At 68.1% G+C, this 13,913-nt stretch carries 11 protein-coding genes, 1 rRNA gene and 1 pseudogene; 5 read left to right on the top strand and 8 right to left on the bottom strand.

What is annotated here, in order from left to right; genetic code table 11:
• Positions 1-54 precede the first annotated feature (54 nt).
• The 6 genes from L1892_RS22635 to L1892_RS22610 form a co-directional block, all read right to left on the bottom strand.
• Positions 55-1,359 (bottom strand): MFS transporter, encoded by a 1,305-nt coding sequence (locus tag L1892_RS22635; protein WP_235726033.1) that lies wholly within the window; start codon positions 1,357-1,359, stop codon positions 55-57.
• Between the two features lie 90 nt (positions 1,360-1,449).
• Positions 1,450-2,673 (bottom strand): RNA polymerase sigma factor, encoded by a 1,224-nt coding sequence (locus L1892_RS22630; protein WP_235726032.1) that lies wholly within the window; start codon positions 2,671-2,673, stop codon positions 1,450-1,452.
• Positions 2,670-3,017: a YciI family protein gene (locus L1892_RS22625; protein WP_235726031.1), complete on the bottom strand. Its 348-nt coding sequence runs from the start codon at positions 3,015-3,017 to the stop codon at positions 2,670-2,672. The genes L1892_RS22630 and L1892_RS22625 overlap by 4 nt, the downstream gene beginning before the upstream one ends.
• 172 nt (positions 3,018-3,189) lie before the next feature.
• Complete coding sequence (locus tag L1892_RS22620; protein WP_235726030.1) at positions 3,190-3,510, bottom strand: putative quinol monooxygenase; 321 nt, start codon at positions 3,508-3,510, stop codon at positions 3,190-3,192.
• On the bottom strand, positions 3,507-4,292 hold the full coding sequence (locus L1892_RS22615) for a type 1 glutamine amidotransferase family protein (protein ID WP_235726029.1): 786 nt from the start codon (positions 4,290-4,292) through the stop codon (positions 3,507-3,509). The genes L1892_RS22620 and L1892_RS22615 overlap by 4 nt, the downstream gene beginning before the upstream one ends.
• A complete protein-coding gene (locus L1892_RS22610; RefSeq protein ID WP_235726028.1) occupies positions 4,183-4,956 on the bottom strand; it encodes a DJ-1/PfpI family protein in 774 nt (257 codons plus the stop codon). Before L1892_RS22610 ends, L1892_RS22615 begins: the two co-directional genes overlap by 110 nt.
• A 96-nt stretch (positions 4,957-5,052) precedes the next feature.
• Here L1892_RS22610 and L1892_RS22605 point away from each other — a divergent pair, with 96 nt between their 5' ends.
• Positions 5,053-6,063 carry a GlxA family transcriptional regulator gene (locus L1892_RS22605; RefSeq protein ID WP_235726027.1) on the top strand — a complete coding sequence of 337 codons (1,011 nt, stop codon included), beginning with the start codon at positions 5,053-5,055 and terminating at the stop codon, positions 6,061-6,063.
• Positions 6,064-6,090: 27 nt separating this feature from the next.
• Here the strand turns inward: L1892_RS22605 and L1892_RS22600 are convergent, their stop codons facing one another.
• The gene (locus L1892_RS22600; RefSeq protein ID WP_235726026.1) at positions 6,091-7,461 is read right to left on the bottom strand and encodes a wax ester/triacylglycerol synthase domain-containing protein; all 1,371 of its coding nucleotides are present in this window, start codon (positions 7,459-7,461) and stop codon (positions 6,091-6,093) included.
• Positions 7,462-7,619: 158 nt separating this feature from the next.
• Here L1892_RS22600 and L1892_RS22595 point away from each other — a divergent pair, with 158 nt between their 5' ends.
• The 4 genes and pseudogenes from L1892_RS22595 to L1892_RS22580 all read left to right on the top strand — a co-directional run bounded on the left by L1892_RS22595 (position 7,620) and on the right by L1892_RS22580 (position 13,625).
• Positions 7,620-8,297, top strand: coding sequence for a YoaK family protein (locus L1892_RS22595; RefSeq protein WP_372475425.1), 678 nt, complete (start codon positions 7,620-7,622; stop codon positions 8,295-8,297).
• 125 nt (positions 8,298-8,422) lie between these two features.
• Positions 8,423-10,696 carry a glycerol-3-phosphate 1-O-acyltransferase gene (locus L1892_RS22590; RefSeq protein WP_235726054.1) on the top strand — a complete coding sequence of 758 codons (2,274 nt, stop codon included), beginning with the start codon at positions 8,423-8,425 and terminating at the stop codon, positions 10,694-10,696.
• Complete coding sequence (locus tag L1892_RS22585) at positions 10,693-12,177, top strand: HAD-IB family hydrolase (RefSeq protein ID WP_235726025.1); 1,485 nt, start codon at positions 10,693-10,695, stop codon at positions 12,175-12,177. The genes L1892_RS22590 and L1892_RS22585 overlap by 4 nt, the downstream gene beginning before the upstream one ends.
• Positions 12,170-13,625 (top strand): annotated as a pseudogene (locus tag L1892_RS22580) (wax ester/triacylglycerol synthase domain-containing protein). The gene L1892_RS22585 and the pseudogene L1892_RS22580 overlap by 8 nt, the downstream one beginning before the upstream one ends.
• Positions 13,626-13,800: 175 nt before the next feature.
• Here L1892_RS22580 and rrf read toward each other — a convergent pair.
• Positions 13,801-13,913 (bottom strand): 5S ribosomal RNA (gene rrf / locus L1892_RS22575); the annotation flags it as partial.

Raw genomic sequence — 13,913 nt, 5'->3', positions numbered from 1 at the left:
TCGCGTCGACCTGGGTGCGATGAATTCCGGCGGCGGGCACGAGCCGGTACCGACTCAGTTCGGTACCGGGCGGCCCGACTGCTGAGACCAGAGCTCCGGATCGTCGCGCAGCAGCCGCGCACGGCCTTTGCGCCGATAGCGCCAGATCTGTATCGCACCGATCGCCCACAGCACGAACTGCGCCGACATCGCCCAGGTGAAGGCCTCGGCGGGATAGCCGGACACGCCGTCGGGCGTCCGCCAGTCGAGCAGCAGACCGATCAGGGCGGCGGTGGTGAGGCTGGCCAGGAATCCGCCCTGGTTGATGATCCCGGTGGCGGTGCTGACCCGGAACACCGGATTCGAGGTGCGACCGAGGTCGAAGCCGACCATCGAGGCCGGACCGCCCATCCCGCAGATCACCACCAGGACGACGAGCATCCACAACGGCGCCGCCCCGGGCCATGCCAGGACCACCGCCCAGGTGGTCGCGATACTCGCCACCACCAGCAATACCAACGTCGACCGATGCCACGGCCAGCGGGTGATGAGCCACGCGAAGGTGGGCCCGAAGGCCATGATCGAGAGCACCATGACGGTCAGTAGCAGACCGGCGGTCGCCGAACTCAAGCCCTGCCCCTCGACGAAGAACGGATAACCCCACAACAGGCCGAGCACCGTCGCGCTGAACTGGGTGGAGAAGTGCATCCAGAATCCGAGCCGGGTGCCCGGATGCTCCCACGACGCCTTCAGGCTGTCCTTGATCCCCGTCAACCCCAGCATTGGCCCCGACACCGAGCGCGCCTCGGCCGAGTCCCGCACCACGACCAGGGTCGCCACGAGCAGCACGCCGCCGAGCGCGGCGGTCGCGATGTAGGCATGTGTCCAGCCCAGCGTCGACAACGCCCAGGTCATCGGCACCGCCGCGGCCACCGCGCCCAGCTGTCCGAGCACCCCGGTCAGCTGCGTCATCAACGGGATGCGCCGGATCGGGAACCACGTGGTGACCAGCCGGAGCACGCACACGAAGGTCATCGCGTCACCGACGCCGACGAAGAAGCGCGCCGACAGCGCCCACAGGTAGCTGTCGGCGAAGGCAAAGCTCAACTGTGCCGAGGTCAGGATCAGCGTGCCGGTGAGCAACACCCGACGCGGACCGAACCGGTCCACCAGCAGGCCGACGGGCACCTGCATCAGCGCGTAGATCAGCAGCTGCAGCACCACGAAGGTGGACAGTTGGGATGCGCTGATGTCGAAGCGTTCGGCGGCGAGCAGGCCCGCGACACCCAACGACGACCGGTGCAGCACGGCCACGAAGTACACCGCGAGGCCGACCAGCCAGATCGTCATCGCCTGGGCGGGACGCGATGGAGCGGTCATCGGCGGAGATCCCTGATGGGGTGCGGGGGCTGCAGACTGTCGAACACTCGGTTCATTGTCCGGCATGCGACCGCGCGTCCTCCGCCGGGTCTAGGCGTCGCGCCGCCGCTCCAGGTACCGCCGCTCGGCCGGGTTCCGGGTCGCGGCGATCGCGGCGCCGTATGCCGCTCGGGCGTCCGCATCGCGTCCCAGTCGGCGCAGCAGGTCCGCACGCGTCGCATGCCACGCGTGATAACCGTCGAGTGCGAGACCGTCGACGATGGCCAGCGCGACGGCGGGACCGTCGAGTTCGGCGATGGCGACCGCACGATTGAGCGCCACGATCGGTGTCGGTTCGATCGCGTGCAGCTGGTCGTAGAGCGCGCCGATCTGACCCAGGTCGGTGTCACGCGTGTCGCGGGCGTCGGTGTGGACCGCGTTGATGGCCGCCATGATCTGGTAGCGCCCGGGAGTCGATCCGGTCATCTCCACCCGGGACAGACATTCGCGGACCAGGGTGTGCCCTTCGACGATGAGCGCGCGGTCCCACCGCCCTCGGTCTTGCTGGTCGAGAGTCACCAACGTGTCGTCGGCGATCCGGGCCGCGCGGCGGGCGTCGGTCAACAGCATGAGCGCGAGCAGCCCGGCCACCTCACCGTCGTCGGGCAACATCTCGCGCATGAGGCGGCCGAGCCGGATCGCCTCGGCGGTCAGGTCCGACCGGATCGGGTCAGCTCCGGCTGCCGCGAGGTAGCCCTCGTTGAAGATCAGGTAGATGACGGTGAGCACTCCGTCGAGTCGGTCGGTGACGTCGTCGCGGTCGGGTATTCGGAACGGGATGTGCGCCGTCCTGATCTTGGACTTCGCACGGGTGATGCGCCGTGCGACCGTCGCCTCGGCGACCAGGAAGGCGCTCGCGATCTCCGCGACGGTGAGTCCGCCGAGCAGGCGCAGGGTCAGCGCGACTCGGGCCTCCGGTGCGAGCGCCGGATGACAACAGGTGAACATGAGCCGGAGACGGTCGTCGGCGACCGGTCCGGTCGGCTGATGCGGGGTGGGGTCGTCGATGATCATGGCGGCCTGGTGCTTGCGGTCGCGCAGCGATTCCCGGCGGATTCGATCGATGGCGCGATTACCGGCCGTGGTGGTCAGCCAGCCGCCCGGGTTGGGCGGGATGCCGCCGGTCGGCCACCGCTCGACGGCGGTGAGCAGCGCCTCGCCGGCCGCGTCCTCGGCGATGTCGAGATCACCGAAGCGGCGAACGAGCGAGGCGATGACTCTGCCGTACTCCTCGCGGTAGATCCGCTCGATCCGCGCGCGAGTATCTGCGGTCATGCCTGGTCGAACGTCCGGATCTCGATTCGGGCCGCGCAGGCTTTCGATGCCCGCGACGCGATCTTCAGGGCGGCGTCGAGGTCGGCGGCCTCGACGACCCAGAATCCGCCGAGCACCTCCTTGGTCTCGGCGTACGGGCCGTCGGTGACTATCACGTCAGGACCGGTGTTGTCGATCGTGGTGGCGGCGTCCGGACGCCCGAGCCCGCCGGCGAAGACCCACGCACCCTCGGCCTTGAGTTCGTCGTTGAACCTGCTGGTCACTGCCATCTGATCCTGGACGTCCTCCAGCGGGATGTCATAGACGCTCACGTCGCCGATCACGGAGAGCATGTACTGAGCCATTTTCGGATTCCTCTCGTCGGTGGCGGCCGATCGGCTGCCTCTACCTACTCCACGAACGGACCGATGCGAATACGACAGCTCGGGCAGGAACGTCGTCGCCGAAGCCGAGGATCTCGCGTACTGCCACCTCAGTGTGTGCGATGCGGTGGCGCCGACAAAAGGGCTGACGACCCTAGAACGAACGCCCGGTGTCGACAGCGTCGTATCGCGCGACGGCGAGAACCGTGGGTTTTGCCGTCTTCGGGCCCCGGGCGCGTCGACGCCAGCGATTCAGGGCCGCCGCGTCGCGCCAGATCTCGAGGGTGATGATGCGCTCCGGGTCCACGGAGTCGGCGGTGATGGATGCGTGGATGCAGCCATCCGCATCACGTGCGCGCGCGATCAGATCGCGGTAGGCGGCCACGGTCTCGTCGCGTATCTCGGCGTCGACGAGTTCGTGGCCGGCGATGATGATCAATCCTGATCCGTCGCCCTCGCCTGATGTGGTTGTCATGGGACCGGCTCCTTATCCGTGGTTTCGGTATCTGCTGAGGTCGGAGTCGCCGACGACGATCCGTCGACGGGCCGCGAACGGTGGCGAAGTGCGGTGACCGCGCGGAACGCGGCGCCGCCCAGGATCGCCATCCCCGCGGCGATGAGCAGGAAAAGTCCCAGCGCCACCGCGGTGAGCCGCCATGGCCAGGCGGTCCCGCCGTCGTCGTGAGCACTGGTGTCGAACTGCAGGCTCTTGGCCACCCACCGCGCGGTGGCGCGGTCGTAGCGTGCTGCGATGTCGCGGATCGCGCCGTCGTAGGCGAATTCGTCGCGCGTGTGGAGGTAGTCGACGTCGAATCCGAGTTGCTGTCCGTGGTCGCCGAGTTGACGGTCGGCTGCGTCGCGGCCGGGTACGACAAGCCGGTCGATCCCCGACACCTCGTCGACCGACCGCGTCGGCACTACCGTCACCCCGTGCGCGGTGGTGACCGGAGCGCCAGTGGCAGAAAGGGTTTCAAGTGTCGCGAGGTAGGAGAGTTCGGTATACGGCCGAAACGCCGACGACAACTCCGTCTCTCCGATCCCCGATGACACCAGCACTGCGTCGTGCGGGCGATCCCAGCGGAACGCCGCGCTGAGCACGGCAGGCAGATCGCCCGGCCCGGGCGATGATTGGGGGATGGCGATGTCCTCACCCGGGAGGTATCCCGACCAGCGGATCTCGCGGGCCACACGTCGCGCGGTGTCCGCGCCGGCCAACCGCTCCACCAGCCGCAACGAGCCGTCGATACCCGAGAGCACACCCGCGGTGGTGACGACGCGACCGTCGTCGACGAATCGAACGCCCTCGACCCAGTCGATCTCCGGAAATGACCGACCGAGCCCGATGAGCTTGAGCCAGTGCGACGTTGCCAGGCCGCCCGGCCAAAATCCCGGTCTCCGCAAGGGATTCGGTGCCCGCGCACACGCTCATGACGATGACACTCTGATCGTCCCGGAAGCGCTGTCGCATCCAGTCGTTCACGGGTTGCCGGTCACCATGCAATTGGGGGACCACGATGACGTCGGGTCCGTCGGGGTCGGCCGCTTCGAGCGAGACGAAGCTGTGGTGCGGCATCACCGACAATCCACCGCCGAGGGTGACGGCGGAAGCCGCCGGGGCGACGAGATAGGTGTTGAACGACCCCGACCTCGCGAACACCTCGAACGGCGCGAGGGTGTCGGCGACGTTGGCACCGTGTGAACCGAGGAGAATCGCCACCGTAGGTTTACCGGGATCATGGCGGGGCACGGTCACCGGCACATCCGGCTGTGCAGTCGGATAGACCTGTCGAGCAGCCGCTTTCATCACCGGAATGGTGGCGAACAGTTCGATACCGATCGCGGACGCGGCCAGCAGGATCACCAGTGTCGACATCAGGGCGAATCGGCCGACAGCGATGGCGAGCGGACGAATGGTGGTCATGTTCCGACCGTGCACCCTTCGGGCCGCGAAGGCGAGCACGACCGGCACCCGTGTCCGAAATCCTGGCAAGCGTGGCTGTCAGACATGCACCGCGGCGTGGATACTGAGGATGTGGACGGACACGAGGGTCCTCGGCGCATCGTGGTGGTCGGCTATCCCGCAGCCGAACTGCTCGACATCGCGTGTGTCGTGTCTGCTCTGCAGATCGCCAATCACCTCCACGGACGTGCGGTGTACCAGCCTCGACTCGCCTCCCCCGGGGGTGGACCCATCCACACCGGGACCGGCCTGACGGTGAATGCCGAAGTGGCGCTGGAGCGGGTGCGCGGACCGCTCGACACGTTGATCGTGTGCGGCGGCATCGGCTACGTCGACGCCATGGACAACGCCCGTCTACTCGGCCATGTCCGGCGGCTCGGGCGCGAATCGCGCCGGGTGGCGTCGGTCTGCACCGGGGCCGGAATACTCGCCGGCGCAGGGCTTCTCGACCATCGGCGAGCCGCGACACACTGGAATCACGCCGGGTATCTGGCGCAGCGATTCCCGGACGTCACGTTCGATCCGGTGCCCATCTTCGTCCAGGACGGCGACACCTACACGTCGGCCGGGGTCACCTCGGCACTCGACCTGACCTTGTCGTTCATCGAGGCGGATGCCGGGGCGGCGTTGGCCCGCGACGTCGCCCGCGACCTGGTGACCTATTTGCAGCGACCGGGTAACCAAGCGCAGATGAGCGTGTTCACCACTGCGCCGGTGCCGATGCACTCCGTGGTCCGCCGGGTCGTCGACCATGTCACCACGCACCTGGATGCCGATCTGTCACCGACCGTGCTGGCGCACCACGTCGGGCTCAGCGAGCGCCACCTGACCCGATTGTTCACCGAGGAGGTCGGGCTCACGGCTGGCCGATTCGTGCGGCGGGTGCGTGCCGAGGCAGCGGCGAACCTCCTGGTCGAGTCCGACCTCACCGTCGCCGGCATCGCCCGCCGGTGTGGGTTCGGTACCACCGAGGCACTGCGGCAAGCGTTTGTCGCGACCTACCGGGTGACGCCATCGCACTATCGCGCGACGCAGCGGGCGTCCGGGGCCGGCGGTTCCTCTGCCTGAGGACGAGTCGGCTGATCGGGTGCGGCGCTACGCGTCCGCGAGGCCGCACACCTCACGGAATCCTGCGTCGAGGCTGTCGAGCAAGACGTTGAGGTCGGGCACCGCGGCGTCGTCGACGTCGATGCCCATGCAGCAGTCGCCGACGTAGGACAGCAGGGTCACGTTGAAGGCGGCGCCGATGGTGGGTCCGAAGGCGTACTGGCGGGTGATCTTCGCGCCCGCCAGATACAGCGGCACCGGCGATCCCGGGACGTCGGAGGCCAGGAAGTCGACGTGTTCGAGCATCGCGCCCACCGCGGATGCGGGGAGCACGTTCAACGCTCCGGCGATGGGTTCGGCCAACGGCACCGCGGGCTCCACCCGCCAGGCCGCGACGATGTCGTGGATGCGCTGGATGAGCTTCGACGGCTCACCTTCGTCGCACGGGATCGCGAAGCGCAACAGCGTGATCCGATTGCCGCCGAGGGGGTCGTCGTCGGAGCGCAGGTTCATCGGCATGGTGACCCGCAGGTGATCGATCTGTGCATCGTGGCGTCGGTGATAGTCGCGCATGCCGAGGACGATCGCGGCGAGGAAGGCGTCGTTGAGGGTCCCGCCGCCGACTTCTCCGGCCGCGGACAGCGCGTCGACCGGGGCCTCCATCGTCGCGAAATGTCGCCGCGTGCTGCGGTCGGTCATCACCGGAGACGCCGTGGATGTGATCGGTTCGACGATGCGCGCGATGGACACAGCCGTCCCGGCGACGTCGCGCACCGCCCGCAGCGGACGGATCAGCAGCCGCCCGCCCAGCCGGGCCGCCGACGACACCGATTCACGTGCCACCGTGAACGCCGACGACGCGTACCAGCCAATGGTGTCGATGACGGTGGGGGCGGCCGCGACCGCCTCGGTGTGGGCGACGGGGTCCCGCTCGGTGCCGGACCGCTCGAAATCGAGGATTTCCGCGGCGATGCGGACACCGCCGACGCCGTCGGTGAGCGAGTGATGGAACTTCATCACCACGGCGGCTGCGGCGTCCTCTTCGAGGCCGTCGAGCAGGGTGTACTCCCACATGGGTCGCGCCGGGTCGAAGGCCGACATGCCGGCGGTGCGGGCGACCTCGAGGACGCCGGCCAGATTCCGCGGATGCGGGGCGTCGACGCGGCGGACGTGCCAACCGAGGTCGAAATCGGGGTCGTCGACCCACCGTGCCGGCGCGAGCCCACGGTCGGGCACGAGTTTGCGACGCATCGCGGGCAGCACCTGAGCGGCACGCTCGACCGTGGCGAGGAACCGCTCCCAGTCCGGGGAGGCGTCGAGCAGCACGACCAACACCACCGTCGACCGCAGGATGGGGTTCTGTTCCATGTGCCAGGAGAACATGTCCGACTGGGTCATCCGGAGGGCGTCGTTGCTCACCCCTTCATGCTCCTCCTCCGGCGCAGGTGGCGGCAGGGTCCTTCGGCCTCAGCTCGGTCTTCAGGCGGCCGCGACTCGGGTGATGGGCGGCGGATGAACGGGGACGGCAGCGAGCGGGGAGAATGGGCGGCGCGCACCGGGCGCAGGAAGGGAGAACCGTGCGGCTGTTTCGTCGACGCGAGTTGGGGCTGGCCATCGTGCTGTCCGGGATCGCCGGGTTCGTGGATGCGATCGGCTTCGTCCACCTCGGCGGCTACTTCCTGTCGTTCATGAGTGGCAACACGACCCGGATGGCCGCGGGCGTGGCGCAGTTCCGGTGGGAGGTCGTCGGGATCACGGCCGGGTTGGTGGGGGCGTTCTTCCTCGGTGTCATCGTCGGCGCGGTGGCCGCCCGGGTGAGCAGTTCGCGGATGGGCGTGTTGTGGCTGGTGTGCACCGTCCTGCTGGCCGCCGCGGCCGTGGCGCAGGCGGGTTTCGACACCGCGTCGATGGGCGTAATGGCGGCGTCGATGGGGGTGATGAACTCGGTGTTCCAGCGCGACGGCGAGGTCACTGTGGGGCTCACCTACATGACCGGCACCCTCGTCAAGGCGGGGCAGCGGCTCGTCGACGCCTTCGCGGGCGGTCCACGCTGGCTGTGGCTGCGCTACCTGTCGTTGTGGGCCGGACTCGCCGTCGGCGCCATCCTGGGTGCGCTCGCCTACCGCGGCCTCGGAATCGAGGTGCTGTGGCTGGCGGCCGGGGTGACGATCGTCATCGCCGCGGCCACCACGTTCTTGCGGCCGCGCCTACCGCAGCGGCCGGTACGGATGACCGAGCAGGAGCTTCCTCACTGACCGGGTGACGGCAGAGCTGATGCCTCATTCCACCCCGACCGATCTGAGCCAAAGCCCACCAGCCGAGATGTGACCCGCGCCACAATGGACGTGCCGCGTTGCCGCGCGGTGACGACGTGAGGGTGGTGCACATGGCCGACGAGGTCGTCGTTCTGGCGGAGACACGCACGTCCGTCGAGCTGCGGGCGGTGACCGACTGGGCGTCGACCGCCCACCCGGATGCCCCGGTTCGCCGGCCGGACGATGTCGACTTCGATGCACTGCCGCCATCGACGACGCTGGTGCCGGTACGGCCGGTGTGGCTGCCCGCGGTCCGCCAGGGTGAGCGCCGCGTCACGCTCGGCGATGTGCTGGTGCTGTCGAACCCGCGGCGTCCTGTGGGCCTGGTGCAGCCGCTGATCCGCGGCCGGCGGCCAGACAGTCTGCGCGTCGTGGAAGGGGCGCCGGCGACCATCGCGGAACTCCGTGAGCGCTACGCCCGCGACCTCGCCGAGGGTGCACCGTTCGGGAAGTACGTGGCCGTCCAGGCATCCCTGTCGGCCGAGCGGGCCGAGCGGCAGATCATCGGGGACCGCTACAAGGTGCCGCAGCTGGTCGCCGAACAGGTCAGCAGTTCGGCACGCTTCCAGGCCGGTGCGGCGAAGCTGGCCGCCGAGCTCGGCCGGCCCACCGAAACCGTGGTGGCCGAGGCCGTCGACAAGCTGTCCGGCTTCGTGGCCACCCAGAGCCGGCTGATGGACGATGTGTTCTCCGCGACCTTCGACCGGCTGCACGAACGGGCGTGGCATGTCACGGTGGATCTGGACACGCTCAACACCCTGCGGACTCTGAACAAGTCGACCGGCCTGGTGTTCCTGCCGTCCCACCGGTCCTACGTCGATCCGTTGGTGTTGGCGAAAGTGCTGCGCAGCAACGATTTCCCACCCACTCTGGTCCTGGGCGGCAACAATCTGTCGTTCTGGCCGGTGGGCCCGGTCGCACGCCGGGCAGGCATGATCTTCATCCGACGGAAGTTCGGGTCGGACCCGGTCTACAAGTTCGCCATGCGGTCCTATCTCTCCTACATCGTCGAGAAGCGGTTCAACCTGGAGTGGTACATTGAGGGCGGCCGCAGTCGCACCGGCAAGCTGCGCAAGCCGATGATGGGCCTGCTCAACTACGTCGTCGACGCGGTGACCCAGCTCGACTCCGGCGACGTGACCATCGTGCCCACCTCGATCGTCTACGACCAGCTGCAGGAGATCGGCGCGATGGCCGCCGAGGACGCCGGCGGCGCCAAGAAGCCCGAGGGAATCGGGTGGCTGCTCCGATACGCCAAGGCCCAGCGCAGCTATCTGGGCGAGGCGCGGGTCCGCTTCGGCACGCCGTTCTCGCTGCGCTCGGCACTGGACGACGCCGGCGAGGGCCGCGCCCGACTGGAGAAGGTCGCGTTCCGTGTGATGGACGAGATCAATTCCGCCACACCGATCTCGGCGACATCGCTGGCCGGCTTCGCGCTGCTGGGTGCACCCGACCGCGCCTACACCCTGGCGGAGATCGAGGCGATCCTGGTGCCGCTGCTCGACTACATCGCGCGCCGCGGCCTACCCGGACCCGACCCGGCGCGTTGTCGCGGGGTGGGCCTGACCCAGACTCTGCGGGTGCTGGCCGGCAACGGCGTGGTGAGCTGTTTCGACGGTGGGTCCGAGCCGGTCTGGTCGATCGTGCCGGACAACCGCGCGGTCGCCGCCTACTACCGCAACGGTGCGCTACACCATTTCGTGAACCGGGCCATCGTCGAGGTCAACATGCTGGCGGTGGCCGAAGGCGAGGTCCGCGCCACCGGCGACTACGCCACCGATGAAGGCCTGCTGGCCGTGGCGCAGCGCGAAGCCCTGCGGATACGAGATCTGCTCAAGTTCGAGTTCTTCTTTCCGGTCAAGGACGAGTACTTCCACCGGCTCGCCGCCGAACTCGACCTGATCGCGCCGCAGTGGCGCGAGCGGATACCGACCCAGGAGTGGACGTATGAGGTCCTACACGGTCACACCGGCGCCCTGCTCGCGCGGCGGACCCTGCAACCATTCTTCGATGCGCAGCTGGTGGCCGCCACACGGCTCGTCCAGCTGGGCACCGCCGCGTGCGACAAAGCCGACCTGATCGCCGACTGCCTGGGCCTCGGCAGACAGCTGTCATTACAAGGCGTTGTGCGCAGCAAGGATTCGGTGTCCAAGGACCTTTACGACGGCGCTTATCGCCTCGCCGACAATCGCGATCTCATTCACGGCGAAGGTGTCACAAACCTTCTTGCCGCCCGTCAGGAATGGCTCGACGAGGTGAACCTCATGCGTGATCGACTCGCTCGTATCGCCGAGATCGAGGACATCCAACCGGCGCTCGGACAGAAGGATGCCCGATGAGCGCATTCACCGACCGGATGCGCGCGATCCGTGCGGCGCCGACGGGCAAGAAGGTGGCCGCGCTGTTCGACTACGACGGCACCCTCATCGAGGGCTTCTCTGCCGCGGCCATCATGCGGGCGCGCATGCGCAGCATGGAGTTCGGGCTCGGCGAGCTCGCCGACTACCTGCTGATCGGGCTGCGCGGCGTGGTGTCCGAGCAGGACTACGCCGAGGTACTCGCGGCGACGAAGCCGACATTCGCCGGCAAGACCTACACCGAGATGCTGGAGTTCGGTGAGGATCTGTTCAAGCATGAGACGGCGGCCAAGCTGCGCCCGCAGATGTGGCAGATCCTGCTCGCGCACCGGGAGATGGGGCACACGATCGTGATCGCCTCGTCGGCGACTCGATTTCAGATTGCGCCGATCGCCCGGGAGATCGAGGCCGACCACGCGCTGGCCACCGACGTCGAGGTCGTCGACGGTGTGCTCACCGGCAGGATTCTGGGCCGACCACTGTGGGGGCCGGGCAAGGCGGCGGCCGTGCGGGCGTTGGCCCGCGACCACGAGATCGACCTGGGCGCGTCGTTCGCCTACAGCGACGGCAACGAGGACATCCCCTATCTGGAGTCGGTCGGCCATCCGGCCGCCGTCTCGCCCCGTCGTTTGCTGCGCGCCGAAGCCGAGGCCCGCGGGTGGCCGATCCTGGACCTGAAGAACCCCACCTACAACCGGGCCGGCATGTTGGCCCGCACCGGCGCCTTCTACGGGTCGTTCATCGCCTCTGCCGCTGTGGGTTTCACTGCTGGACTGGTGCGTCGGAACCCGCAGACACTTGTCGAGACCCTCCCGACGGGTGTCGATGTCGGGTTGTCGCTGGCCGGTGTGCACGTGCGGGTCCTCGACGGTGGCGAATACCTCACCTCGGACCGCCCGTGCGTTTTCGTGTTCAACCACCAGTCCAAACTGGACCTTCCGGTGATGATCAACCTCGTCCGATCGGATGCGACGGGGGTGGCCAAGAAGGAAGTCCAGCGTGTGCCCGTGGTGGGTCAGATCCTCGATCAGGCCGGACTGGTGTTCATCGACCGCGCCGACCCGAGCCGGGCGATCGAACAGCTGGCGCCGGCAGTGAAAGCACTCCGTGAGGACGGGATGTCGCTGGTGGTGGCGCCCGAGGGGACACGGTCCGCGACGCCCCGGATCGGACCGTTCAAGAAGGGACCGTTCCACATCGCCGCGCAGGCGGAAGTACCGGTGGTCCCGGTGGTGATGCGTAACACCGGCGAATTGATGTGGCGCGGTTCGCAGTTGATCCGACCGGGAATCGTGGAGGTGCGGGTGCTGCCGCCGGTCGACACCACCGAGTGGCGGGCCGAGGAGATGGGCACCCACGCCGAGGAGGTACGGCAGATGTTCGTGACCGCGCTCGCCGATTGGCCACTCGAGTCGTTCACCGACGATTCCCCGGAGTCCGAACAGGAGACAGTAGATGAGTGACACGGCTGAGGCCGGCGATGCGGGTGATCGCCCGCTGGATTGGGCGAATGAGCCCCATATGAGCCCGGTGGACACCATCATGTGGCGAGGTGACACCGACCGGCGCATGCGCGGCACCATCTGCATGCTGGAGATCTACGACTGCGCTCCGGATTGGGACCGGCTGGTCGCCGCCCACGAGTGGGCGAGCCGGATGGCCCCGCGGTTCCGCCAGCGTGTGGTCGACTCACCGTTCGGCACCGGAACACCGAGCTGGGCAATCGATCCCGAGTTCGATCTGCATTACCACCTGCGCCGGATCCGGATCGGCGGAGACTGCAGCATGCGTGAGCTGTTGTCCACCTGCGAGCAGCTCGCCATGACCGCGCTCGACCCCGCCCGCCCGCCGTGGGAGGGCACGGTGATCGAAGGTCTGCCCGACGGAAAGGCCGCCTATTTCCTGAAGGGACATCACGCACTGACCGACGGGCTGGGCGCCATCCTCGGTCTCGCCCAGTTGCATTCACCGACCCGCGAGCACAATCCGAGCAAACCGCAGCCGCCGAACCCCGAGCCGGACAACATCACCGCCCTCGATCTGCTGCGGCGCCAGTTCGGCGAGGAGGTCCGCCGGGTCCCCCATCGCCTCGATGTGGCCATCTCCGGAGTACGCGCCCTGGCACACCCGCGCCGCGCCTTGAGTTCTGCGTTGCGCTACGGGCGGTCTGTGCCCCGGGTTGCGGGGCTTGGCGAGTCCACCCGGTTCCCCGCTGCTCGCGCACCGCAGCCTGTCGTGGCGGTTCAGCGCATTCGAGGTTCCCTTCGCCGATCTGAAGGCGGCCGCCACGGCCACCAAGGCGTCGATCAACGACGTCTATCTCGCCGGACTGATCGGCGGATTCCGTCTGTACCACGAGAAGATGGGCACTCCGGTCGAGGCGATCCCCGTCGCGATCCCTATCTCGGTGCGCCGGCCCGAGGACCCCGCCGGTGGAAACCGCATCGCGGTGGGCCGACTGGCCGGACCGGTCGGGATCGCCGACCCGTTCGAACGTGTGCTGACCATCCGGGAACAGGTGCGCGTCGCCCGTCACGAACCCGCGGTTGACCTGTTCAATACCCTCGGCTCGGTGATGGCCTGGCTACCCGGATCGCTGCTCATGCAGTTGAGCGGAACCACCAGCCAGAACGATCTGCAGGCCAGCAACGTCCCCGGAATCCCCTGGGACACCTACGTCGCCGGCGCCAAGGTGGAACGGATGTTCCCGTTCGGACCGCTACCCGGCTGCGCGATGATGGCGACGATGATCACCCACAACGGCACCGCCTGCCTGGGCCTGAACTCCGACGGCGCCGCCATCACCGACCTCGAGCTGTTCGCCGACTGCCTCGTCGCCGGGTTTGGTGAGGTGCTCGCGTTGGCCGCCGACGACGACCTCGCGGCGGGGGTGCTACGTCGCGTGGTGTGAACTCCGGCCGGGTGGATCGGTTCGTCCCCGGCCAACCCGCTCGTCGCGACTCCGAGTTCTTCCCGCTGCACGACGTTCGCCATCCCACCCACAATGGGTCGCTGGCCAGAAGTCACCGGGCGCTCTGGATATGCCGAAGGCCCCCAACGGTGTTGGGGGCCTTCGGAGAAGGTTAGTTCGGCGGTGTCCTACTCTCCCACACTGGTTAGGGTGCAGTACCATTGGCGCTGGAGGGCTTAGCTTCCGGGTTCGGAATGGGACCGGGCGTTTCCCCTCCGCTATGGCCGC

It is taken from the genome of Gordonia tangerina, from assembly GCF_021556435.1.
GTDB lineage: Bacteria > Actinomycetota > Actinomycetes > Mycobacteriales > Mycobacteriaceae > Gordonia > Gordonia tangerina.
Note: the sequence above shows the minus strand (reverse complement) of the source record. Positions and strands in the feature narration are given on the sequence as shown.